This window comes from Cohnella hashimotonis (assembly GCF_030014955.1).
Taxonomy (GTDB): Bacteria; Bacillota; Bacilli; order Paenibacillales; family Paenibacillaceae; genus Cohnella; species Cohnella hashimotonis.
Window position 1 is genome coordinate 4,596,662 of sequence record NZ_JAGRPV010000001.1, and the last position, 25,158, is coordinate 4,621,819.

Below are 25,158 nucleotides of genomic sequence, written 5' to 3' on the forward strand. Positions count from 1 at the left end.
TACCTCCCCGATCATTTTCAGCGTTTAACCGCGATTTCGCCTGCACCTGTACCTGAATCTGAGTCTGTATCCGAACTTGAACTTGAACCTGATCCTGATCCTGATCCTGATCCTGGTCCTGGTCCTGGTCCTGATCCTGATCCTGATCCTGATCCTGATCCTGATCCTGGTCCTGGTCCTGGTCCTGGTCCTGGTCCTGGTCCTGTATTTCCACGAGGAATCAACAATGTCACTGTGGTTCCTTTCATATATTTGCTCTCGATCCGCACGTCGGCTTGGTCCCCGTAGTAGATTTTCAGACGACGGTACACGTTGACGAGTCCGATGCCGCGTTGATCGGACGACCATGTCGGCCGATTCTCGTTCTCTTGCTCAAGCGTGAGCTTCGCTTGCAAAAGCGCCAGCTCGGACGCCCGCATGCCAATGCCGTTGTCCGCGATGGCGATTACGAGCCGATCCGCTTCGAGCCGTGAGGAGATGCGCAGCTCGCCGCCCGAGGTGTACTCGGAGAGCCCGTGATTAATGGCATTTTCCACGATCGGCTGCAGAATCAGCTTGAGCACGTTAACCGGCAGCGTATCCGGTTCGATATCCCATGTCACCGCGAACCGGTCTCTGAAGCGATTTTCCTGAACGTTCATGTAATAAAGGGTATATTCGATCTCCGTCTCCAGACGCACGCCCTGCTCCGGTCCGGAGCGTATCGAATACCGGAACAGCTTGGCCAGCGAGCCGATCATTTTGTTGACCGCATCCCCGTTATTGCGCTGCGCCTCCATATTGATGGACTCCAGCGTGTTGTACAAAAAATGAGGGTTGATCTGCTGCTGCAGCATGCTCATTTCAGCCTGCGTTTTCAGCGCGCCGAGCTCCTTCTCGCGAAGCTTGCTGCGGTAGTCCTCTTCCACCAACTGGTTGATTTTCTCGACCATGCGATTGTAGTGCTGCGCCAGCAGACCGACTTCGTCTCTGGCATCGGCGCCGGCGGCCGCAGGGAAATGAAAATCGTTGATCCGCTCCATCGCGTGCTGCAAATGACCGAGCGGCCTGACCAGCCAATGCGACAAAGTCAGGGCGACGAGAATGCACAGCAGCGCCACCGATGCCACGACCCATAGCATTTCGCGATTTTGCTCGTGCCGGGCGTCAAACGCAAACTTGGCCGTCATCTGCCAGCCGTATGCCGGAATCGGCTCCGTCCTTACAAGCGAGGCGCCCCGGCCAGCGGACGGCTGCGCCGCATTCGCGCTCAGCAGGTCGCGCTCCTCGTACCCTTGGCTTTGGAACAACAGATGTCCTTTGCCGTCCTCGATCCGAAAAGCCGCTCCCCCCAACCGTTCGATGGCCTGGAAGGCATCGGGCTTCAGCACGAGCTGCAAGTATCCGAGCGTCCCTCCGCGCTCGTTCTGCCCCGCACGGTAAATGGGCTTGATCAGCTGGCTTGCGAGATGGTTGTAGATATCCGGCGAGACCGGCAGCCAGGAAATATCCTCGCTCTCCTCGTCCTCCATCCGGGGCTCCAGGTAGAATAGAGACAGATTGTTGGAAAAGATCGTCGAGTATCTCGCGCTGCCGTTCATGTCGTACAGGATAAAGTAGGAAAATTCTTCGGACTCGGGGTAGATCGTTCCGGACCGTCCATTGGCCGCGGTTGCGGACGCAGACTGGAAGCCGCCTTGCGTGGACAAATAGGCGCTCAACACGTTATTGGCCGCCAGCGCGTGAGCCGCTCCTTCAAGCGTCTCCGCCTGCTTCGCGACCGTCCAGCCGATCTGACCGGTCAAAGCCTCTGCCGTCCGCTTCCACTCCTGCTTCGCGTAGTGGTTCTGGATCGAGGAATACAAGGCGACCATGATCAGCAGCGGCACAAGCACCGTCACCAGAAAAAGCATCGCCAGCTTCGTTCTGATTGAGGCGGCCGTGAGCAGATTGTGAGCCGTTTTGCCGGAAGGTTCGTCTCCTGCGTATGCGCTTAGGGGAAGCGCGCCGCCCTGGCCGCGAATAAATCGGGTCAGCTTATGCAACGGGGACAGGATGCGGTTCGCCAGCACGATCGATAGGAGCAGGCTGCCCGATAGCAGCAGGACGAGCGCGGTTCCGACAGTCGCCATCGTACGGGCGAAGCCGGCGGGCCAGCCCGCCTTTCCCTCCGTCCATACGAGGACGACACCATAGGGAGCCAATTTCTTTATGTAAAGAACCTGCCCTTTTTCATCGGACATTCGCGTCCATGCTGCCTGCCCGTCCCCCAGATCGGGTTGTTCGTTTAAATCCAGCGGGGCCAGATTAGCGCCCCAGGTGCCGATCCCTTGATCCGTATAGATCGACAGATGCCGGCTGTCCGCGCCTTCAGCCAGAAATTCGCGGGGAAAATCGTCGCCGAGCACGAGCAGGCTTAGCGTATAATTATTGATGCCGTTGTTGATGATCCATTTCCCTTCAAGCGAACTTGCGAAGTCTCTTGCACGTTCGAGCTGGCGGTCGCTTATATAATTCCATTTACGAAGCAATTGCCGTTGAAGCTCGCCGGCTTGAATATATACGGGGAAGCCGATCCCCTTGGCAGTCAGCGCCTCCAGCATTCCCGTTCCGTTCAAATCCTCGATCCAGGGCAGCTCTTCGGCGGCCGGCGATGGCCTGTCGAAAGCCCTGGCATAATTCAACTGGTTTTTATCCTGGCCCAGCATGTACATGCGCTGGATCAATTCCGGTTTGACCGCCAGCCTGCTGATCTTCTCGTTCAGCCCCCACAAAGCTTCCTGACCCTCGGCCGATGTCCCGAGCCCCAGAAAATCCGCGGAATAAGCCGTATATTCCTCCGTCTTGACATGCGCGGAAAAGGTGCTTGCCTGCTTCAGCACCGACATCGCGTTATATTCCAGTTGGCTCATCAGATGATTTTTTCTGTAAGATTCCGCTTCCTTGCGAATCTTGTTCATGTTGGCATACCCATAGACGCCGAACAGAACAAGCGCGGACAAGAGCAGCAGCAGGGAGCTTGCGACGATGCGCTTGCGATGCGTCATGCTGTTCACGAACGGCTCGCCTCTTCCTGCGCGAAGGTCGCCATCGCATGCTTGTTGCGGTATTCCAGCGGCGTGAGCTTACGGTACTTTTTGAATACGATCGAGAAGTGCTGGGCGTTGTGATAACCGATTCGCTCGGCTACCTCATAAATCTTGAACGCCGGATCCTGAAGCAGCAGCTCCGCTTCGGCCATGCGGCAGGCCGTCAAATATTGCAAATAGTTTTCCCCGGTCACCTCCTTAAACAAGAAGCTCAAATACGCGTTGTTGACATGCAGATGACGGGCGATCTGCTTGAGCGAGATCGGCTCCCGGAAATGCTCGCGCACATATTTTTTGGCGCTTTCTACAATTCTTCTCCCCGTCTCGGAATCCCCTGTACCGACTTCATGCAGCTTGCCGTCCCCAGCCTCCGCCGACTCGGACTCGTCTGCGGCCGTACCTCCCTCCGGTTCATAGAAGACGAGGTCCTCTTCCCCGTTCGCGCGGCGGAGCGCGATGTCCGCCTGCTCTCTGGACAGCGAGATGTCCGCGAGCCGCGTCACCGTCTCGCCCATCGCGATCGACATCGTCGTCTTGAACAGACCCCCGAACCGGTACAAATGCTCCCTGACCGCCGCTGTCCTTTTTGCCAGCACCCGCGCGTCGCACATCCCGACAATGTAGCAGCAGCCCGTCTCGGACTCGACTAGATAACTGCCGAGCCCCTCGGTCTGCCTCAGCTCGGACAAGGCGTTTTCGAGCGCGAACAAAATAAGCTCCCAATCCTTAATGGAATAATCCTGTCTCTTTTTCCCGTCCAGTCCGATTGCCGCCACGGCGTAAGCGCTTGCATATTGATCGAGATACGCCTGTCCGCAGCCTTCCTCGATCTCTTCCTGCGAGAGCGGCATGCAAAGCAGCTTATGCAAAAATTGAAAACGCAGCAAGGCCGACGCTTGCAGCAGCCTGCGCTGTACGATTCGCTCGTTGTCCGCCTCGCGGCGTTCGTCGTTCAGCAGCGAGACCAGCGGCACGAAAGCTTTGATCAGGTCCTCCTTCGCCGAAGGCTTGAGCAAATAATCCGACACGCCGTAACGCAAGGAGGATCGAACGAGATCAAAATCGCTGTAACCGGTCAAAATGACGATTTTCGTCGCCGGACTTCGGGTCCTGATTTTCTCGGCCAGCTCGAGACCGTCCATCAACGGCATGCGGATATCCGCAAGCAGCAGGTCTGCAGGCTCTTCCTCGAATTTGCGAAGCGCCTCAAGCCCGTTTTCATAAGTTCCCGCAAGCTCGATCCCAAGCGTCTCCCATTCGAATCCGGCAAGCCCTTCCCTGATATTCGCCTCGTCGTCGACAATGATCAACTTGTGCTTGTTCATTAGGTCCTCCGATCATGTAAGCGGCCGCCAGCCGCTCGTGTCGATGTCGTTCAACTGGATCATACGGTCCGCAGCCTTGCCCTGAATGTCGTCGATGGCGGCAAAATACGTATCGTCGTCCAGCTTGCCGTTGACCCAGGCGGACGTGTATTGATTCCATTGATCGTAGCTCTCGGTATCCAGACCGGTCGGCCATGAATAAATGGGCGTAATCGGAAACGGGCGGGAGATCCAGTCCCGCAGCAGCTCGGGTACGGGCACGCCTTCCACGGCGCCGATCGAGGTCTGATCCTCTTGAATGAGAAGCGAGACGTTTTCCGGAGCGGTGAGAAATTGAAGGAACCGGACGGCGGCCTCCTCCGTTCCGTGGCGCTCGACGGACGGTCGCAAAATGTTGAGCGTGACGGACGGTTCGGGTTGATAGGGACCGCTCTCCGTATACCTGGGCGCCGACACGTAGTCCGATTCTTCCACCGACAGCGGGATGGGAGGGAGCATGCCGAAGTCGAAGGCGCGTTCCTTATTGCCCTCCTCCGTATTGAGGAGCCAGGTGCCGTCCTCGAACATCGCTACCTTTCCTTCCGCCCAGGGCTTGGAGAAATCGGTGTATTCCCAGTTGGGGGGCGACACGTCGAACAGCTTTTTAAAATTGACGTACAGCTCTTTGGCATAAGCATGCCTGGCGGGCGACAGCAAGCCTTCCTTGATGCCTCGCATCAGTTCCTCGTTGGCGATATGCCCGTTGGAAGCCTGCTTCAGCTTGCCGGCCACGTTTTTCTCAAAATAATAGGGACCCAGATTAAAAATGAACGCCCAGCTGTAGATTTGATTTTGCGCCGTCCACGGATGAAGCCCGATATAGCCTTTACCGTTCAATGACTCAGCGGTCTCGATCAAGTCCAGATACGATTCCGGAATCGATAAGCCTTCCTTGGCAAAAATGGCTTTATTATAAAAAATGGCCGTCGCAGGTCCGGAATAAAGGCTGATCGGAATCCCTGTCGAGGTTCCGTCGACCGGAGAAGTGACTAAATTGTTCTCCCATAAATAAGCGGGAAACTGCTCGCTCCAATTCCGATTGCCCGCCACGTACGGATTGGGCTCGTCCAGATATCGGTCCAACGGCAAGTACCAGTTTTCCTCCGTGAAAAAGTTCCAGCTCATCCCGATATCCGGCGCGTCGCCGGAGGAGAAATGCGTCGTATAGTAGCTCGCGAGCTCCGCCTGGTCCTTCTTGTTCATGCCGCGCACCCATTCAATCTTCACGTTCGGGTACAGCTCCATAAACTTGTCCGCAATCGCCTGCCCGGCCACTCTTTTCTCGGGATTCGTTTTCGTCCGGGCGGCATCGGTCGTCGGCGTGAACATCCACAAGTCGACCTTGAGCGTGACAGGTTGTCCGCCCGCCAGCGTATCCGCATGCGCCGGGGCCACGGTCGAGGCAGGGCTGACGCCGGGCGATTGCCGGGAGACAAGCGTATCGCTTCGCACCGGGTCCGTGCTCCGGCCGCCGGCATAGGGCTCCGCATCATAGCATCCGGCAGTCAGCAGACACGACAACAAGCCCAGCATGCAGAGAATAACCGGCTTTCTTCGCAATATCATGCTGCCTCAGTTCCCCTTTATACGGCTCTCTTATTTCAATCTTAATGTCAATGCCGCCGCCGGACAACAAGGTTTTGTTTAGGTTTGATTTGCGATTTTTGGATGTTTAACGATAAAACGAAAATCAGCCCCGATCCATACGGACCGGGGCTCTCAGAGATTTGGATCAGCGGAATCAGAGTGTATTTTTATAGACCACGGCATCTTTCATAATGAATCGTATGTTGCTTTGCTCCGCCAAGATATCCAAATCCTCGACCGGATTGCCGTTGACGACGAGCAGGTCCGCAAAGGAACCTTCCTCTAGAACGCCTATTTTGCCCTCCGGATACGGATTTTGATAAGTAGATAATTGAATGAGTTCGTGAATATTTCCGGTCGCAGCCACGATGCCGCGAAAACTGCCGAACCGCGACTTGAACAATCTGAAATCGTCCAATTGTATTTCCGCAGCCCTGTGAATGTCGCCAAAGGCGTCGGTTCCGTATAAGATGGGGAGGTTGTATTTATCAATTAGTTCGGTTGCGCGTTTTTCTCCATCGCGAAAATCTTCAATCAGCTTGACCGTCGATTTCGGCAATCCTGTCGTGGGGTAATGCCTGCCGAGCTGCGGGCCCGGCGTAATCCAGATGCCTTGGTCGGCAACGATCCTGGCCGTTTCTTCGTCGAGCAGCGTGGCGTGCTCGAAGCACTTTACGCCCGCTCGGGCCGCTCGCTGCATGGATGGCGGCGTATACAGATGCGCCATGACATAGGTGCCGTAATCAGCCGCGGCGTCCACGGCGGCTTTTATCTCCTCGAAGCTGAACTGTACGGTCCAAATCGGATCGTAAGCGGAGCTAAACCCGCCCCCGGCCATCAGCTTGATCTGGGACGCTCCCAAAAAAAGCTGCTCTCTGACGGCGCGAATCACCTCGTCGACGCCGTCTGCAAGGACCGACAGCTTGCTGTTCAAATCGGCGGAAGCATAAATGCTGTCCGCGATCCGTACCTCCGCATGGTTGGCCCGGATATCGCCGTGCCCGCTCGTCTGTGAGATCATCGCATTGGAGGGCAGAATCCTGGGGCCGTCCAGAAAGCCATTGTCGATGTTTTTCTTTAAGCCAAAGGTGATGCCGCCCGCATCGCGCACGGTCGTAAACCCGCGCAGGAGCATTTCCTTGGCGAAACGGACGGATCGGACAGCCTTCTCGTCGACCCGCCGCCCGTCGGACAGCGAGTTGCCGGTTATGGATAAATGAACATGCGCGTCCGTAAGTCCCGGTATGACGGTATGGTGCGACGCATCATACACGGCCTCAAAGTTTTCCTCCGTAACAGCGCCGCGAACGATTTCTTTCACAAGGTTGTCCTCAATAACGATATGGACGTTTTCTTGCAAAGCGGCATTTTTACCGTCGAAAACGTTGGCGTTTTTAATCAAAGTATTCATGCCTGCACCTCGTTTGAGTTGAGCTCGCCATGCGCCGGATAGGGATCGTCAATCAGGCGATTCCATTCAAACGCTCCTTTCAGCATTTGAAAAAGTTGAAGCAGCGCGCTGGCGATTCCCGCAGCGCCGTGCATATACCCTTTATTCAAGGTGATGTTGTCCGGCTCAAGCCTTGTCTCCGCAAGGGGCCAAGCGATCGCGCCGTTCCCCGTTTCCCGCGCTTCGCCAAGAAGGACCTGGGCGCAGCGCTTCGCCACCTCCAGATACGCTCGATTCCCGAAGGCCGCGTATAACGCCGCGTGAAATTGAAGAATAGATGCCGTGCCGCAGCAAATGCATGTATTATTCCAGTAGCCGGAGGATTGCATTTCCGGCGCATCGAGACTGAGCATGCCCTTGCTCATCTCTTCGATCTCGCGCTTGTAACGCTCGTCTCCCGTCATACGGTAGAGCTGATAAAAGATCTTTGACGTCCCGCTGGCACCGTGGCATGAACCCAAATACAGCGTACGTTCCTCCGGGTCATCCGTCAGTGGAACAAGCCTTCCTTCCGACAGGGGAACAGAGATGGCACGCAGATGTTCCGCTGCCGCTGCAGCAGAAGACAAGAATGCCTCGTCATTCGTATGTTCGTAAAATACGGACATCGCATAGCCGATTCCCGACGTACCGATGACAAAATTGGGGAAGTTGTGCGGATAACCGGGCGGCTTTACATCCCATGCTTGGCCTCCTCGAGGGTGCGGCCGCTGGCTCCTCAAAATCGTTTTCGCGGACGCTACGGCCAAAGCATGCAGCTTCTCGTCGTTTCGTACCATTGCGATTCTCAGTAACAAAAGAGCGATGCCGGCGTCTCCAATGGCATAGTAGGGCAACCCCGTCCAGCTTACGTCGCCGTTGCCTCGTTCGGCCGATTCGGACAAGTATTCCGCAATCTCCTGCAAAGCGATTAAGCTTCCGTTGTCCCGGGTTTCTTCGTAATACGCAAGAAGCGCAACGCCTATACTTCCAACGCCTGAATTGACGTTCAGCTCATAACCTTTTGCATTCGGGTTCTGGATGCGCAATTGCTTGCGCCAGTGTCGGCAAAGATATCGGAAGCCTTCTTGAGCGATTCGCAAATATTCGCCGTTCCCGGTCGTCTTAAACAGCTCGAGGTAGAAGTAGGAAATGCCTGCTGCCCCGTTCTCGAATCCGAGGTCGATATTCGCGTCCGGCGTACCCGTCCAATAATATCCGTCCGGATCGGACACGTTGAATTGCTCGATATAGCGGTGGGCCTGGTGCGCTGCTTCAATCAGATCGGCCGCTTCCAACTGGGGGACAAAAGCAAACGGCTTTCCGATCGCATGGGTATGATCGCTCATTTGACGGCTCCTCAGATGTTAAATTCAACCGGCCTCAGTATTCGTTTCAAAAATTGCCGGGTTCGTTCTTCCTTCGGCCGGACCAGCACTTCGTCAGGCTTGCCTTCCTCTACGATGACGCCGCCATCCATAAAAATCACTTTGCTCGCCACTTCGCGAGCGAACGAAATCTCGTGCGTCACGATTATCATCGTAATGCCTTCTTCAGCGATTTTTTTAATGAGCGACAATGTCTCCCCGATCAATTCCGGATCCAGCGCGGATGTCGGCTCGTCAAAAAGGATCACTTCCGGGTTCAACGCCACCGCTCTGGCGATGCCGACCCGCTGCTGCTGCCCGCCTGAAAGCTGGGACGGATAATAGTCGTGCCGATCCGCCAGTCCCACCTTTGCCAACGCGTTTTTAGCGATTTCGATAGCTTGCGTTTTAGGCATTTTTCTCCCGACGATCAAACCCTCGGCAACGTTTTCCAAAGCCGTCTTATTGTTGAAAAGATTGTGATTCTGGAAAACAAACGCCATTTTCTTCCTTAACGCGACGATGTCCCGCCTTTTCGCCTTATTTAGCTCGACGGTCTTTTCGCCGATGGTGAGCGTGCCCCGATCGGCATTTTCAAGGAAGCAGATGCTTCTCAGCAGCGTCGTTTTGCCGGAGCCGCTAGCGCCCAGGATTACGACCACCTCGCCATCGTCGACATGAACGTCCACGCCGTTCAGGATTTTATTTTTCCCGAAGGCTTTATGGATGTTTTTAATTTCGATCATGCAGCGCTCCCCCTGTATCTTCCGATGCGCTTTTCCAAGGCTTTTCCGAGAAGCTCGATACAGAGACTGAGTCCCCAGTAAACCAGGGCGGCGGCCAAGTATGCTTCGAAATAGCTGAAATAAAGGTTGGCGTACTTCAAGGCGCCGTTCATCACGTCAACGACCCCGATCAGGATGACTAGGGACGTCGCCTTCATGAGCGCAATGACGATACCGGTCAGCGACGGTACGAACACAAGCATCATTTGCGGCAAAACGATGCGCCGAAAAGTCTGCCAAAAAGTTAATCCGACCGTATACCCGGCCTCATACTGTCCTCTGTCTACCGAAAGGAGAGAACCTCGTATAAACTCGCTCATCTGAGCGATCGCAGGGAATGACAGGGCGAAAATACCGACGTAAATGCGGCTGACATCCCGGATCGTAACGGTCAAATGCAAGAAGCTTGCGATGCCGTTAAAATGCGTGACAAACAAAAGGCTGGATACGACTAATATCAAATTGATCGGAATCGCCTTGAACGCAATGACGAATCCGTCTGCCAGATGCGATAGGACCGGAATGCGATAGGTACGAACGGCCGCGACCAGGACGCCGAAAAACAATCCGATAACGACAACCGCCGACGTGATAAGAAGCGTAATGGGGATATAGGATACGGCGCTCTTGAAGGCTTCCCAAATCAATACCGGTTGAATGTTCATGTCGCCTCGTCCACCGATTTCCTTCCGTAGCTTAATTTCTTAATGAGCATCGCGGAGAGCTTTTCAAGTATAAAACTGGCGGCAATGAATATAATGGCGGCGTCCGCATAACCTTCCAGCGAATGCTGCGAGCTGTAGCTGATCGTCGTAATCATGCCCATCATATCGGTGACGCCAAGCAAATAGGCGAGCGCTGTTGCGGGAAGCATGCCCACGACCATGGCGCTTAGCCCCGGCACCAGTACGCGGAATGCTTGCGGCAGCACGATCCTTCGAAACGTTTGAAATCCGGTAAGACCTACCATATGCCCCGCTTCGGTCTGGCCGCGCGAAACGGATAGAATGGCGGCTCGGATATGTTCGGCAAGGAATCCCGCTTCATTAATTCCGTACGCCAAAAACACGAAGATCAGTTTATTCCAGCCTGAAGCGATGTTGTAACCGAAAAGGGCGTTAAAAAGCAGCGGCAGTCCGTAATAAACGAGAAATAAATGAATCAGAATCGGGGTGCCTCTAACAAAGGAGATATACACGACGGCCAATTGATGCAGCACCGGAATCTTTCGAATGCGGATGATCGCCAATACCGTTCCGAGCGCCAGCGCCAATGCTGTCGAGACGGCGACCACATACAGCGAAACCGGGAACTTGGACAGTATCTTAGGGAAATACGCGACTAAGCGTTCAAAGGAAAAGAAATCGCCGTCCATTTGCGCTTCCGGTTAATCCGGTTTGACGGTAACGTCAATACCCAATATTTCTTTGGAGAGATTACTGAGCGTTCCATCTTTGAGCAAATGGTTGATCGCCTCATCGATATCCTTCTGCAGCGGCTCGCTGCCATAGTTGAACAGGAGATACGTGCCGTTTTTCTTGCCGGCGTCGTAGAACAAATGACTTCCCGCAATATCGAACGCATCCGCGCCGTATGCTTCCAGCAGCGCTTTATCGTTCAACGGCTCGCCGAAGAGCGCATCGATCGCGCCGCTTTTCAAATTGGCCAGCTGCTGCTCGACCGTTCCCGTGTCCCAGACCACTTCGATCTTACGGTCCGGATGCTGCTCGTTATATTTTTCTACGTCGCCGGCAACGGCAGCGCCAGGCGCCAATGCTATTTTTAAGCCCCCAAGGTCCTCCTCGCTTTTGACGACGATCCCCGAACCTTTCTTGACCTTTAACGTATAGCCGGAATTCTCATAGTTGCTTGCCTCGCCGTAAAGGTACTTTGCCGCACGCTCTTCCGTCCAGCTGGCGTGAACGGCAAGGATATCGAAGGACTTCGTATCCAGACCGACAAAAGCGGCCTGAAAATCGGTGATGGGCTCGTATTTGAAAACGTATTGCGGCAGAAGATCGTCGATTTTGACGAGCGTCTCATAATCGTAGCCCGTCCATTTTCCGCTTTCATCCAGGACGCTGATTTTAGGTATACCATTGACAAGACCTACCGTAATCGTCTCCGGCTCGGATGCTTCCTTATCCTGTCCGGCAGCATCGGGCGTACTTTTGTTATTTCCGCAAGCGGTAACGGTTAGGAAGATTACAATCGTAAGCGTAACACTTAACCATTTTTTCATTTTCAATACTCCTCCACGTTTCGTTATAGTCTTAGTGTTCAGCCTTTCTTACTAGGTTTTAACGACGAACGGCTTCCTTGCTCATGAGCGCATAGCGAATTGCAATTCTAGGAATCATGATATTACCAAGGAAATACATTGTCAATACCTCGTTAATAATAAACATTACTACGGTAATGAAATGCTATTTAGAGGTTAAATGTTTTATAATAATCGCAAAGGAGTTGGCGCTTGGATGAGTACGAGAGGTGCAACCAAAGAGGCGATTTTGTCTAAAAGTATCGAGCTATTTAATAAATATGGCTTCGAACAGGTTACGATCAACCAGATTTGCAAAGAGATCAATGTTACGAAGACTGCGTTCTACTACCACTTCAAATCTAAAGACGAATTGATCTCGGATTTTTTCTCGTTTGATAACATGGTCTCGAACGACGATTTGCTGGACATTCTCTCCGTCACGGATTTTGCCGATCAGGCCATGAAGGCCATGGAGATTTTCGTAAAGCATATCGTTCGTCTCGGCGTTGAAATGACCAAAGAAAATTACAGAATCCACCTTCGCAGCCACGTACCTCCGCTCGATAAAAGCCAATCCGCTTTGCTCGGCAGCGTGATTCCAACGCTGATCCAACGGGCGAAAGACGCAGGTCAAGTCAAAAATCCGGCGAATGCCGAAGATTTGCTCGAATCGATGTGCAACATCGCCAGCGGGGTCATTCTAAACTGGGCAATCATGGGCGGCAGCTTCGATGTGCTGGCGGAGACCAGGAAGCGATTTGAGATTTTACTGGTCGTCAACGAGAAATAAACAAACTTAAGTTTACCTGGGTATTGACTTAACTTTACCACGGTAATATAATCCGATTATTCCTTCTTCAGATTGGAGTGATCGGATTTGGCGTCCAACGAATCAAGATTAATACTGGTCATAGGCGGCACTGGTACGCAAGGCGGCCATGTTGCCCGCGAATTGTTAAAGCACGGTCATCGCGTGCGGATTCTGACCCGGAACCTGGCGTCGGCGGCTTCGCAAGCCATGGCGGCCAAGGGAGCGGAAATGATCCAGGGCGACCTGGCCGACCCGGCCTCGCTCGAGCCTGCCATGCAAAACGTATCGGCCATTTTTTCCGTGCAGTACGCCGATCCGTACGATCAGACGATCGAGCCGCGAAATGCCGCCAACATGGTCCAGGCCGCCCAAAAAGCCGGCATCGAACAAGTCGTGCATACCTCGGTTGCCGGCAGCGATCTTTTTCCGCGGTGGGACAAACACAAGTATTTGGTGCAGACTTGGGAAAATAAATACAATATTGAAGCGCTCATCCGAAACGGCGGTTTCAAGTATTGGACCATCCTGCACCCGGTCTGGTTTATGGAGAATTTCGTCGCGCCCCATTCCGCTATCATGGCACCGGAATTAAAAGACGGCGTTTTGTTCGGCACCCTGCAGGAGGACACGCCCTTAAAGCTGAATTCGGGGGAAGATACGACCCAATTCGCCCGCGCCGCATTTGAAAATCCGCAGAAGTTTCACGGTAAAGACATTAATGTCGCAAGCGACGAGCTGACAATGACGGAGATCGCGCAGACGTTAAGCCGCGTTCTCGGTAAAAAAGTAGCTTATAAAAGGACAAGCAGCGAGGAAACCCGAAAGCGCGGCATGCTGGAAGGAACGGTTTACTTTATGGAATGGCTCGAGGCCGTGCCGGGCTACGGATTCGATATTCAGGAAACCAGGCAGTACTGCGTTGCGCTTAAGTCTTTTGCGGAATGGGTCGAGGAGAACAAGCATCGGTTTGAAATCGATTGATTTTACTCGGATCTCTAAAGGTCGCAAAACGTTTAAAACCGCGAAGCAGTTCGCTTCGCGGTTTTCGCAATGGGTGTTCAGGTTTGAGGTCTCACCTTACGGCTTCGCCGACTCGGCGATCTTCATCGCTTCGTCGGAGTTGACGTGACCGACGATGCCGTATTGGATGCCGTCCTCCATCCAGTACAGCTCGGTGAGCGCCGGCTGTGCGAATATGAAGCCGTCATTACCGTTGACTTGCCTCGCGGTAAACATGTCCGCCGGGAATACGGCAGCCATGCGGCTTGCGGTGAACGTGATCGTCTTGTCGCCCGATGCGGACGCGTAGGAGAAGATCACGTCCCGAAGCGGTTCTCCCGCCATTCCCGCTCCCTGAATGTCGGTGAGCGTAAACCCTTCCGGTACAGACTCCGGAGCAAGCATATCCGCCCCGAACGAAGCTTTTGCTTCTTCGGCGGTGGCGTAGGACGTCGACACGAGCTGGGACAGCTCGGAGCCCGCAGCGCCTGCTTTCCCTGAATTTCCTGCATTCCCTGCATTTCCTGCAGCATTCCCGCCATTTCCGGCAATCTCGGCGCTGCCTTCGTTGGTTGATGGCGAGGCTCCGATCGGGCTCTGCGCCGGCGCGGATGTGTGCTGAAGCGTCGGCAGCCCTAGCGTCAGAAATACCGCCAAAGCCGCTGCAGCCACGCCTGCCGCCCAGACATTCCTGGAGACGCGTCTGCGGCCCATTTGCGCCGAGGCCGCTTTTTGCCGAATGTTCTGTTTAAGCCGGTCCGTCAATTCCAGGTTGGTAAAGAGCACTTCGTCGGCCTCCTTGGCCAAATGCACACGCAATTCACGATCCATATCCGTCATGTTTTGTCTCCTCCTTGTTCATCGCCCGGGCCAGCGCCTCGCGCGCCCGATGCAGCCTGTTGCGTACCGTTCCTTCCGGAGAAGCCGTCGCTTCCGCAATCTCCTTGGTCGTGAGCTCCAGATAGTAGTACAGGTACAACGCTTCCTGGAACGGAATCGGCAAGCGAAGCACGTGCTGCAGCACCTCGCTCTTCTCCAGCCTTTGCAGCGCCTCGTCCTCTACGTTAAACGTTCTGTCTTGTTCCAATCGGATCGGGTCGGTCGGCTGTTCGGTATACATCCGTACGCCCGTCTTGTCCCGGCACACATTGACGCAGATCGTCGTTAGCCAGGTTTTCACGCTGCTGTCTCCCCGGAAGGACGTCCAGCTCCGATAAGCCCGCAGGAATACCTCCTGGCTGATATCCTCCGCGAGGTGCCGATCCCGTGTATAAAAATAAGCGGTACGCATTACCACTGTTCCAAACGCTTCCATAAGCTGCTCCAGCGCTTCCGCGGGATCCTTCGAGAAACTTTCTTTGGAGCTTAAGCCGGCCGGCTTCATGCGATCGTCACCTCCACCCTATTAGACGGCCCGAGTTTGATTTTCGCTGCATTGGATGTTCATTTGCCTATAAAAAGAAGAGGATGACCCTAAAGCCCTTCTAGAGGTGAATTGTGGCCAGACCTTGGTGCTATTCTCGGCCAAGAGGCGCTGTACAGCGTTACCATGGCTGACCGCTGATGCCAATCGCGGCCAAGAGACGCTGGACAGCGTCTCTTCGGGGGATCTCGCCGCCAACCGCGGCCAAGAGACGCTGGACAGCGTCTCTTCGGGGGATTTCGGCGCCAATCGCGGCAAAGAGACGCTGGACAGCGTCTCTTCGGGGGACCTCGCCGCCAACCACGGCAAAAAGACGCTGGACAGCGTCTCTTCGGGGGACCTCGCCGCCAACCACGGCAAAAAGACGCTGGACAGCGTCTCTTGGGAGGATCTCGCCGCCAACCGCGATAAAGAGACGCTGTACAGCGTCTCTTGGGAGGATCTCAAAAAATACGGGCTTGCAGCTTCAAACCTTGCTTAATCTGGCCGCATCGATAAAAAACTTGCCCGCCCAGGGCTGGTTGCCGCCTACCGCGATGTAGTCGATGTCGATGCGGCTGACCGCATGCTTGTAGGACCAAGAACTAAAGCCAAGCGTCAGCTCCTGCCAGCCGGAAGGGTTCGGAATGGCGAACGGCCTGCTGAGCGTCGCGCCCGATTCGGAAGTGAGCGTGATGCGGGCCGTGTACCCGATCGCGCCAGGCGCTCCGGCCCATCCGCTGAGCGCGACCTTGAAGGACGAGAACGACGACCAGTTCTGCGATGCCGCAAACAGCTTGGTGATGCGCCTCGGCACCGCTCCGTTTGCGGCATCGCCCTGCACGCCGAGCAGCTTGGCGCCGCTATACGGAGCGGGCGTCGTCGAATCCCCGCCTGTCACCGCCGACACCGCGCTTACATGACTGCCGCCCGTCCATCCTTCCGTGCCGAACTCAAAATCGCCCAAGTTGTATTCAGCCTTCAGCAGCTGCACCTGATCGATAAAAAACTTGCCCGCCCACGGTTGATTTCCCCCTACCGCGCGAAATCTAATATCGATGCGCCGTACCTGGTCGCGGTAAGGCCACGATCCAATATCTAGCCGGAGCAGCTGCCAGCCGTTGCCCGTCGTCGGGAAGATTTGGGACAACGTCTGACCATTCTCTGCCGTAAGGCTGATCTGCGCTTCATAACCTGTCGCTCCCGGCGCCCCGCTCCAATGATTCAAAGCGACGCCAAGCTGCCGGTACTCGCCGCCATCCACCGGCCGCTCGAATTCCCGGTATACGCCGCGCCACTGATCGCCGTTCACGGCCGCGCCCTGGATCTCCAGCAGCCTCCACTGATCGAATGCTGCGGGCACGTTCGGGCCGGCTTGTGAATAGCTCTGGGCGGCCTGCGCCACGTTCGCGCCTGCTTTCCAGCCTTCCTGGCCGGTCTCGAAATTGCCCAGATCGACGGTCGGCTCCACCAGACCGAGCGGGAACGGCTTGTTGGCCTTGTAATCCGCAATATAACGCTTCATAAATTGGTAATAGGCATCGCCGTGTCCCCCTTCGACGGGTTCGATATCGCGGCTATATTCGTAGGTGAAGTTGTCGACGAAGCGGGTTTTGCCCGCCGAGTCCTCGAACCGCTGCGCGATCCATTCGTTCCACCAGGTCAGGGTGACGATCTTGGGCCGCTCCGCGAAGGCGCGCTTCCACTGGGCGGCGAACGTAATGCCCCCTCTGCGCGGCGTAGCCGTTTCGAAGTCCGACATGTACGACTGCTGGAATGCCGTCGACACCGAGAGTTGCTCCTTCTGCGTTCCGTTCATCCCGACAGGCTGCGGATGCGGCTGCAGGAACGACCATTCCTTATTGGCCAGCGACGTCTGCAGGCCCCACATTTTCCGCAGCGTGAAGTGGGCGGTCAGCGCGGACGGAGCGGCGTCCGTCACGAGCATGAGTGGCTTGCCTTCGTACCGGACGAACAGATCGTCGTACTGTCCGCCGGCATAGAAGCGATTATAAATATCGGTACCGGAAAATGCCGGATTCGGATCGTCGCTCCACGATGCGGTCCAGAACACGACATGCGGCGTGCGCAGGCCTTCCTGTCTCATCGCCTTCATCGTGTCCAGCAGCACGGTAGCCGGATGGACGAAGATATCCTCGTAATACGCCGAATCCCATGTGCTGCGCGCATTGGTGTTATCGATATTGATAAAATCGACGCCCGCTTCCTCCAGCTGGATCAGATGCTGCCGGATGACCGCCGCATTGTCCGAACGATAGTAGCCGAGCGCCGGCTGCGCCCAATAATGGAAGCTGTACAGCGGCCCCCAGGCGGGAGCCGTCTTGTTGATGCCCGAGTCGGTCAATATGCGCTGAACGTCGTTTGTCGCGCCGCCGCCCGCGGGGACGACCGGATCGAACCATAACGAATAATTGATCGACACCAGATTATTCAGCGCGGTAATATCCAAAGCGCCCTCCGTCGATACAGCCTCGGCTGGTTTGACATTCACTGCAAGCGAAAGAAATGAAGCGACGAGCAAGGCCAATACGATCGTCCGTTTCAGAAGCCTTTTTCCCATCCGTTTCCCCTCCTACATTTTGATCGCGCCCGAAGTCATTCCCTGGATAAAATATTTCATGCCAAAAGAGAAAATCAGGACAAGCGGCAGAGAGGAAAGCGTATAGGCCGCGAATTGCACGCCCATATCCGTAATGCCGAACTGGTTCATGAACAGTGTGAGTCCGACGCCCAGCATCTGAATGTCGGCGTCGCTGATCGTCAGGAGCGGCCATATATAATCGTTGTAAATGCCGACCGATTGCATAATGAATATCGTGCTGATAATCGGCAAGGAAAGCGGAAATACGAGGTGAAACAAAATTTTCCGTTCGCCAGCGCCGTCGATTTTAACCGCGTCGAAGATCTCGTTGGGCAGTCCGCCGATAAACGTGCGGCTGAGGAAAATGCCGAAAATCTGTCCGCCCGCCGCAGCCTGAATGAGAATCACCCAAGGCGTGTTGGTGAGCCCCAGATTGGCATACAGCACGTAGGAAGGAATCAGCGTCAAAATGCCGGGAATCATCAGCAAGCCGAGCATCATCATGAACAACAACTCTTTGCCCGGGAATTGCTTCTTGGCGAACACGTAGCCGGACAGCGTGGACAGCATAATGACCGCCATGCTGCCGATCACCGCATACAGCACCGTATTGACCACGTATCTCCAAATCACCTGCGCCGCGGATTCAAAATTCGCCCACTGGGGCGGACTTGGCAGTCCCCAGAAGCTGCCGAGAATTTGCGCGTTGCTTTTGAGCGAGCTGAAGGCCATGAAAAAGATCGGAACCAGCGTCGCCAGCAGGATGACCGACAGCAATAGATAGAGAACGAACTGGGAGGCTCGCGCTCTCCGCCGATGGCCCAGCCCTTCGCTCCTTTCAAGCGCACGTCCCCGAAGACGCTCCGTCGCGCTTTTCGCCATACGGGCAGCCCTCCTCTCTTAATCCGTCGAAGATTTCATGAATTTCATATTGACGATCGTCAGCGCGAGAATAATCGCGAACATCGCCACGCCGAGCGCCGATGCGTAGCCGAGATCGTTGAATTGGGTCGCCGCGAAGTACATCTGCAGTGCGGGCACGTACGTCGAATCGAGCGGACCGCCGCGCGTCACGATCAGAATGCTGCCGAAGTCCTGAATAATGCCGATGAATGCCAGGATAATCAGCAGCTTCATCTGGCCGGCCAAAAACGGCAAATGCAGGGAACGGATAATTCTGGCGGCGCCGGCGCCGTCGATCTTGGCGGATTCGATCGCGTCCTGCGGAATCGAGATGAGCCCGGCGTAGAAAAGCAGCAGCGACATGATGCCGATGAACGGAAAGCCCATGAAAATAATGGCCCAGATCGCCGTATGCGGATCCCCTAACCAGGAGTGGGCCCAGCCGCCAAGGCCGATCGCTTGCAGGACCTGATTCAGCAGACCGACGTTCGGATCGTAAAAGTTTTGCCAGATCAGCAGACTGGCGACCGACGGGATAATCATCGAGACGACAAAGGCCGTTCTGAACCAGTACTGCGCGCCTTTTCTCCGCAAATAGTAGATCAGCTCCGCCACGACAAGCGGCGGGACGATGGTTTTGAACAGCCCCGTAATCATCAGCAGCGCCAGATTGCCGAGCCCTTTGATCACGTAGGGATCGCCGAACATGCGCCTATAGTTGGCGAGTCCGACGAACGTAGACCTCCCGCCCGGCTTCCAATCGTAGAAGGAATGGAATAGGCCGGAAAACGCGGGATAATACAAAAACATGGCGATGAGGCCGAAGGTCGGCAGCAGCATCAGATAGCTGAACCGCTCGCGCCATATCGCGCCGAAGATCCCCAGCCGATTGCTTTTCTTTAGAAAATAGAACAACCAAGCCAGCAAACCGGCGCCGACGGCCGCGACGACCAGCGCGACGATGCGGGTCTGGAGCGCTTGGTGCTTGGCGACTGCAATGGCGCTACCGATCTCCAGCTTTTGAACGACGCCGGTGCTCGAACCCTTGAAGAGCAAGCTGCCGTCATTGCTCACCGCCACCGCACGTCCCGCGCCGTCCTTGCCGCTCGCCGCTTGCCAGAGCTGATCGCCGCCGCCGTCCAGCACATAGTCGTTGCCCGCAAAATCGGACACTGCGACATAACTCCCATCATCGGTAGCCGCAACCGCAGTTACGGAATCCGCAGCGGTAAATATCGAAGGCTCGGCGCCCTCCCGATCGAAAATGAACACTTGATGCGAGGACGTCCCCGCTACGACCCTGCCCTGATCGGTAACGGACAGCGCATCGATCGTGCCGGACGCCGAATACTTCCCTACTTGCTCGTGCGATGCGTTCAGCAGGTAGATATACTGATCGGAGCCGCCAAGCGCGATCCATTCTCCGTTGCCGGACACGTCGACCTTGCGCGGCTGGATGCCGATATCGATCTCTTTGAGCGGCTGTCCGTCCCGATCGTATACATAGGCCGACTTGGAGCCCTTGAGCAGCGCCACGATCGCCGAGCCGTCGCCTGCGGACGCGACGCCGGTCACCGGCCGCTTCAGATTGCGGTCCCAGACGACGCTGCCTTCCGAATCGATCCGGTAGAGATGCCGGTCGTCGGAGGCAACCAGCAGGCTTCCGTCATTCAAATAAGCAGTAGCGGTCACGACGTTTTTGGTTTTGAAATCGAACAGCGGTTGTCCGTCCCCGTCGAATACCGACACCTTCGCGTCATAGGTACCGACGGCCACCGCTTGCCCGTCGGCGCGCACCGAAAGCGACGTGATCTGGGCCTGACCCGCGGTCCATTGCGTGCGCGCCGCGAATACCGGACTGCTGACGGCAAACAAAACGATTACGCCCAATACCGCCGATAGCATGGCGCTCAGCTTCAAATTTACCCCACCTTTCATTAGCACGTCGGTCCGGGCCGGTCAAGGAACGCCGCCTGGGCCGCTCCCGATCCGGCACAGACCGGGCGCCGGTCGTTCTCTATTCCCGTTTGGGCGGCTGCCGCTCCGGGTTATCCAGATCGGACACGTCCAGCTTGCGGAACGTCAGCGCCTCCGGCAAATAACGAAGCATCTGCTCCTGCATCTTGGCCAAGTAATCGTCAACCGTCATGCTGTTATAGAAGTAGCGCTGCACGAGGCTGACATACTCCTGGACGGAAGGCTGATAATCCTGAAGCCCGCGCGCAATCGTGTTCGAAGGTCCCTGAAGACCTTCCAGATTGCCGATCTGCTTGAATGAAGCGAACGCCTTGGACATCTCCTCCGGCAGCGTAATGTCGTTCAGCGCCGGTGGTCCGTTCAGCGCCGCATCGCGGCTGTTCTGGATCGCGGTCACATAGACGCCGTAGCCTTCAGGGCTCGTCAGGTACATCATGAAGTCGACGCTGAGCGCAGTCTGCTTCGCATCCTTTTGCACGAGGCCGTAGAACCCGATCGGCAGCTGAATCGTGCGGGCCGGCGCCTGTACGTATTCCCCTTCCATCGAAGGCATATTGAAAAAGCCGAACTCGAAAGGCTTCACGCCGTCCTTGACGCCGGTCTTCTCGGCATCTGCCAGATCCTTGGGCAGCTGCCAGTAAGCCGAAGGCGCGCCGAGCATCACCGCGGCCTTGCCTGTCAGGAACAGCTTGTAGGCCTGGGCCTCATTGGTTCCGAAGAAGCCCTCCGGCGTGTAGCTGAACAGCGTTTTGAGGTTTTCCATGACCGCTTTCCACTTGGGGTTGCCCGCCATTTTGTAGTCGCCCTGCTGTTCCTTGATCGCCTTCCAGACGCGAATCGGGTTTTTGGTCACCTTGCTCTCCGAGTCGTTGTACGGATCGGCCGCATCGTATTTCCATACGTCGTCAATGTCGGGGTTGTACGTATAATCCGCTTCCTGGGAGCGCGCCGTCTCGATGCTGTCCCTGAAGTACTGGTCGGGATAAATACGCATCAGCCAGCCTGCCTGGCCCGACCAGATCGAGGAGGAATCTCCGGCAAGCGCGAACGGCGTGTACCCGGCCGCCTTGGCCTTTTTGAATATTTCGATGAGTTCGTTAAACGTTGCCGGCGGCTCCGTCACCCCGAGTTTTGCGAAAATGTCCTTGTTGTACAGCCACAGAATCTGTACCGTCTCGAAATTAAGCACGTACAAGGAATCGTCGGCGCCTACCGCGCCCAGGTTGACGCCCATCGCCTCCAGGTTGAAGCTGTCTTTCCAGGGCTTGCCGGTGTACGGGTTGGTCTTGTCGAACCACGGATAGTAGTTGACGAATTTCCGCTGGGCCTGCAGATCCGCGACTTCGTTGATCATGGCGAGATCGACCTGCGGATCGCCTGCCGCGAACTGCGCGGTGAGCCATTCTTTATAGCCGCTCAGCGGCTTGATCTCGACGTTTACCTTCACCTTGGGGTGCTTGGCCATATAGGCTGCCGCCACCTTGTTCCACACCTCGCTGCTTTGCTGCGGCAGCGTGATATTAATCGTACCGTTCAGTTCTTCCTGCTGCGCTGCCTGGGACGCCGTATTGGACGGCGCATTCGTCGGCGAAGAGGCTGCAGACGGTTTGTTACCGCTTTCATTTTTGGAGCACGCCGCGAGCGCGGCAGCTATTAAGGATAACATTAAAATATAGCCCATCCACTTCTTTGCGTTGATCAATGGAATCCCCCCATAATAAAGATTGCGTTGAAGCTTGCCTAGTTCACGCTTGCGCGGCACGATGCAAACTGGTAGACCAATTCGCTTGCCCCCCTCTTTTCATTAAATTAAGAATACTAACTAAATTAATTAGTTATTAATTAGAATTCTAATTAGATCCTTTCATACTGTCAATAGTCTATTTCCGTTTGTTGCTGCAATGATTGTCTATACGAACCGTGTACGAAGCGCCCGGCGGTCAAAACAAATATGCCATAGGCTCTGAACCTGCCTCAGCGGCAGAATCAGAGCCTATGGCATGGTGGCGTGGCGAAGTCGCATCGGATCGTTCGCTGTCCGCGTTTTACGTAAGGGGACCGGTCGAGCTGCGGACGACGAGCGCGGGGATGATCTCGTCCTTCAGCGACGCGCTCCCGCCTTTGCTGGCTTTGGGAGCGCATAAGATTTCGACTGCTTTTTTCCCCATCTGCGCCGTGTTCTGGTTAATCGTCGTAAGGCCTGTGAACTGGGCGAACCTCAAATCGTCGTAGCCGATAATGCTGAGATCTCCCGGAACGGACAGCCCGTTCATCCGGGCGGCGCGCGACAAGCCGTAGGCCTTCAGATCGCTCGTTGCGAATATAGCCGTCGGCGGTTCGTTCAGCTCGAAAAAATAATGGAACCCGCGTTCGCCCGACTGCTGGTTCTCGGTGTCTGCGTCTATGACGTGCACGAGCTTCGGATCGAGCGGGATTTGCGCGATATCCAAGGCCAGCTTGTAGCCCTGCAGACGCAACGAGAACTCCTGATTCAAGTCGACCAGCGACGAGCCGGTCAGCAAAATGCCGATCCGCCGGTGCCCGAGCGCAAGTAAATGCTGGGTCGCGAGATACCCCCCTGTCAAATTGTCGACGATCACGTAAGGCACGGGGAACTGCGGAAAATAGGAGTGAACGGTAACAAGGTCGCGCCCCTCCTTCATCCACTGTTCGATATGCTCCGACGTGAAGTCGTATTTGCCCATCGTGGTGGCGATAAACCCGGTATTCGGCTCATCCGGCAGCTTGCCGCTCAGCGAATAATCCCAGACGCCGAAGGCCAGTCCCCGGCGCTCCGCTTCCTCCCGGATCGCGCTGAACATCTCCTCGTAGAATCGGTGCTCCAAATAATAAATATGAGCTCCCGTATTGTGGACCAGATAGACGCGCTCAAGGCCGTTATTAGTGTATGGCGGCTCGGCTTGCTCCCGTCCCTTCGCTGCGGAGGAAGCGCCTTTGACAAAGGATCCCTTTCCCCTCAGCCGATAGATCAGCCCTTCGTTTACCAGCTCGGACAAGGCGCGGCGCGACGTCATTTCGCTTGTTTCGTACATGTTCGCAAGCTCCGTCTGGGACGGAATGAGCGAATCCGGCGGCCATTCGCCGGACACAATTTTCGCTTTAATATCATCAACGATAACTTGATATTTGGTTGGAACGGACACTTAGCATCGACCCCTTCTAGCTTAGTATACTAATTAGAATTCGAATAAGCTATTCTTTTTTGAAAAGCCAAACAGCCACCGATCGTTCATCGATGGCTGCGATTTTTCGCCTTGACTCCTATTATCTGCCTAAGCTCCGCTTATAAAAACATCCGCGCCTTGTACTCCTGCGGAGACATGCCGAACGTATTGCGAAATACTTTGGCAAAGTAATTCGAATTGTTGTAGCCTACCTGCCTGGCCGCTTCGCTGATTTTCATCCCGTCCTGGAGCAGCAAGCGGCGCGCGGCATTCATTTTTTCCTTGGTGATGTACAGACTGAGCACCTCGTTCGTCCGTTTCTTAAACAATCGGGATAAATAAGTCGGATTGACGTAAAAATGGCGGGATAGCTGATCCAGCGACAGATCCTCGCTAAGATGACCGGAAATATAGCTTTTTAACTGTTCGACCAAAACGGATGCGCCCGTATCGGCACCGCCGGCCTGACCGCCTTCCTGTCCGTCCGCGAGGTCGATCAACAAGCCTCTGCTCTGTCGCCTGTCCAAATCATCCCTCATTAAGCGAAAATACGTCCCCAGGTCTCCCCAAGGCAAATCGACGGATCGAAAGACGATCGAGATCGAAACGCCGAGCAGCCGAAAAATCGTGTTTTGCACGCTTTCCATGATATACGCGATTCGCGCATTCTCCCCGCCTGGCGCTTCTGCCGATTGGAGCAGCATGCCCGACATCCGCTGATCCATTCGAAAGGCAGCCGCCGCGAAGGCATGATTGACCAGCTCCTCCGCCATGTTCATGACGGCAAACCGGATCAACGAACCGTCGTTCACAGTGAATCTGTGACCCCAATCGTCAATACGCATCAAGATTAAATCTACAGGGCGCTCTCCGTCGAAGGGGATGTCCAGCAGCCGGATGGTGGCTTGCAGCGCTTCCCCGGTCTGGCTCCTGGGGTGATTCAGATAGTCCAGTATAATCTGGTTTTTTAACTCGCTGTTGGACAGCTGCAGCTTCTGTTTGGCTTTCTCGATGGACATCATCTCGTCCAATCTCCGATCGAGCTCGCCGATCGCCTTGCGCAAGCTGGCGATCACTTCGTCGTCGTCCGCCGGCTTGAGCAAGTAATCGCTGACGCCCAGCTGCAGCGCCCGCTTTGTATATTCGAAGTCCGAATATCCCGTCAGGAAAATGACCTTGCACAGCCAGCCCGCTTTTTTCACCGACTCGATCCAGTCTAGTCCGCTAATCCGGGGCATGCGAATATCGGCCAGCACGATGTCGTACGAGGAGCGAATCATCAGTTGTTGAGCCTCGACGGCAGAGTATGCAAAGCGAATCTCCTTGAGTGGCAAATCTCTGGATGCGATCATCTGCGCGAGTCCCTCCACGATCGAAGGCTCGTCATCCACGATCAACAGCTTGTACATGTCACGC

Annotated in this window: 20 protein-coding genes; 3 read left to right on the top strand and 17 right to left on the bottom strand. The window is 55.4% G+C overall.

Annotation, left to right across the window (positions count from 1 at the left end; translation table 11 throughout):
- Positions 1–17: 17 nt before the first annotated feature.
- From KB449_RS18660 to KB449_RS18700, 9 genes are all read right to left on the bottom strand, one after another.
- A complete protein-coding gene (locus KB449_RS18660) occupies positions 18–3,026 on the bottom strand; it encodes a sensor histidine kinase (protein WP_282912851.1) in 3,009 nt (1,002 codons plus the stop codon).
- Between the two features lie 5 nt (positions 3,027–3,031).
- Positions 3,032–4,393 (bottom strand): response regulator transcription factor, encoded by a 1,362-nt coding sequence (locus KB449_RS18665; protein WP_282909813.1) that lies wholly within the window; start codon positions 4,391–4,393, stop codon positions 3,032–3,034.
- 12 nt (positions 4,394–4,405) lie between these two features.
- Complete coding sequence (locus tag KB449_RS18670; protein WP_282909814.1) at positions 4,406–5,998, bottom strand: ABC transporter substrate-binding protein; 1,593 nt, start codon at positions 5,996–5,998, stop codon at positions 4,406–4,408.
- A gap of 175 nt (positions 5,999–6,173) precedes the next feature.
- Entirely contained in the window at positions 6,174–7,430 is a 1,257-nt protein-coding gene (locus tag KB449_RS18675; protein WP_282909815.1) for a metal-dependent hydrolase family protein, read from the bottom strand.
- Positions 7,427–8,797, bottom strand: coding sequence for a lanthionine synthetase LanC family protein (locus KB449_RS18680; RefSeq protein ID WP_282909816.1), 1,371 nt, complete (start codon positions 8,795–8,797; stop codon positions 7,427–7,429). The genes KB449_RS18675 and KB449_RS18680 overlap by 4 nt, the downstream gene beginning before the upstream one ends.
- Positions 8,798–8,808: 11 nt before the next feature.
- Positions 8,809–9,561: an amino acid ABC transporter ATP-binding protein gene (locus KB449_RS18685; protein ID WP_282909817.1), complete on the bottom strand. Its 753-nt coding sequence runs from the start codon at positions 9,559–9,561 to the stop codon at positions 8,809–8,811.
- Complete coding sequence (locus KB449_RS18690; protein WP_282909818.1) at positions 9,558–10,265, bottom strand: amino acid ABC transporter permease; 708 nt, start codon at positions 10,263–10,265, stop codon at positions 9,558–9,560. The genes KB449_RS18685 and KB449_RS18690 overlap by 4 nt, the downstream gene beginning before the upstream one ends.
- Positions 10,262–10,975, bottom strand: coding sequence for an amino acid ABC transporter permease (locus KB449_RS18695; protein ID WP_282909819.1), 714 nt, complete (start codon positions 10,973–10,975; stop codon positions 10,262–10,264). Before KB449_RS18695 ends, KB449_RS18690 begins: the two co-directional genes overlap by 4 nt.
- Positions 10,976–10,987: 12 nt before the next feature.
- Positions 10,988–11,842, bottom strand: a complete 855-nt coding sequence (locus tag KB449_RS18700; RefSeq protein WP_282909820.1) for a transporter substrate-binding domain-containing protein — start codon at positions 11,840–11,842, stop codon at positions 10,988–10,990.
- Positions 11,843–12,077: 235 nt separating this feature from the next.
- On the opposite strand from KB449_RS18700, the gene KB449_RS18705 reads away from it, so the two are divergent.
- Both KB449_RS18705 and KB449_RS18710 read left to right on the top strand, forming a co-directional pair.
- A complete protein-coding gene (locus tag KB449_RS18705) occupies positions 12,078–12,653 on the top strand; it encodes a TetR/AcrR family transcriptional regulator (RefSeq protein ID WP_282909821.1) in 576 nt (191 codons plus the stop codon).
- A gap of 87 nt (positions 12,654–12,740) precedes the next feature.
- Positions 12,741–13,655 carry an NmrA/HSCARG family protein gene (locus KB449_RS18710; RefSeq protein WP_282909822.1) on the top strand — a complete coding sequence of 305 codons (915 nt, stop codon included), beginning with the start codon at positions 12,741–12,743 and terminating at the stop codon, positions 13,653–13,655.
- Positions 13,656–13,751: 96 nt separating this feature from the next.
- On the opposite strand, the gene KB449_RS18715 is transcribed toward KB449_RS18710, so the two are convergent.
- Together KB449_RS18715 and KB449_RS18720 are read right to left on the bottom strand one after the other, a co-directional pair.
- A complete protein-coding gene (locus KB449_RS18715) occupies positions 13,752–14,513 on the bottom strand; it encodes a hypothetical protein (RefSeq protein ID WP_282909823.1) in 762 nt (253 codons plus the stop codon).
- Complete coding sequence (locus tag KB449_RS18720; protein WP_282909824.1) at positions 14,494–15,057, bottom strand: RNA polymerase sigma factor; 564 nt, start codon at positions 15,055–15,057, stop codon at positions 14,494–14,496. The genes KB449_RS18715 and KB449_RS18720 overlap by 20 nt, the downstream gene beginning before the upstream one ends.
- A 124-nt stretch (positions 15,058–15,181) precedes the next feature.
- On the opposite strand from KB449_RS18720, the gene KB449_RS18725 reads away from it, so the two are divergent.
- Positions 15,182–15,577 carry a hypothetical protein gene (locus KB449_RS18725; protein ID WP_282909825.1) on the top strand — a complete coding sequence of 132 codons (396 nt, stop codon included), beginning with the start codon at positions 15,182–15,184 and terminating at the stop codon, positions 15,575–15,577.
- Here KB449_RS18725 and KB449_RS18730 read toward each other — a convergent pair.
- From KB449_RS18730 to KB449_RS18755, 6 genes are all read right to left on the bottom strand, one after another.
- Entirely contained in the window at positions 15,563–17,656 is a 2,094-nt protein-coding gene (locus tag KB449_RS18730) for a hypothetical protein (RefSeq protein WP_282909826.1), read from the bottom strand. The genes KB449_RS18725 and KB449_RS18730 overlap by 15 nt on opposite strands.
- Positions 17,657–17,668: 12 nt before the next feature.
- Complete coding sequence (locus tag KB449_RS18735) at positions 17,669–18,559, bottom strand: carbohydrate ABC transporter permease (protein WP_282909827.1); 891 nt, start codon at positions 18,557–18,559, stop codon at positions 17,669–17,671.
- An 18-nt stretch (positions 18,560–18,577) separates the two neighbouring features.
- Positions 18,578–20,500, bottom strand: a complete 1,923-nt coding sequence (locus tag KB449_RS18740) for an ABC transporter permease subunit (protein WP_282909828.1) — start codon at positions 20,498–20,500, stop codon at positions 18,578–18,580.
- A gap of 97 nt (positions 20,501–20,597) precedes the next feature.
- Positions 20,598–22,259, bottom strand: coding sequence for an ABC transporter substrate-binding protein (locus KB449_RS18745; RefSeq protein ID WP_282909829.1), 1,662 nt, complete (start codon positions 22,257–22,259; stop codon positions 20,598–20,600).
- Between the two features lie 343 nt (positions 22,260–22,602).
- A complete protein-coding gene (locus KB449_RS18750; RefSeq protein ID WP_282909830.1) occupies positions 22,603–23,721 on the bottom strand; it encodes a GntR family transcriptional regulator in 1,119 nt (372 codons plus the stop codon).
- A 140-nt stretch (positions 23,722–23,861) separates the two neighbouring features.
- Positions 23,862–25,151 carry a response regulator gene (locus tag KB449_RS18755; RefSeq protein WP_282909831.1) on the bottom strand — a complete coding sequence of 430 codons (1,290 nt, stop codon included), beginning with the start codon at positions 25,149–25,151 and terminating at the stop codon, positions 23,862–23,864.
- Positions 25,152–25,158: the final 7 nt, after the last annotated feature.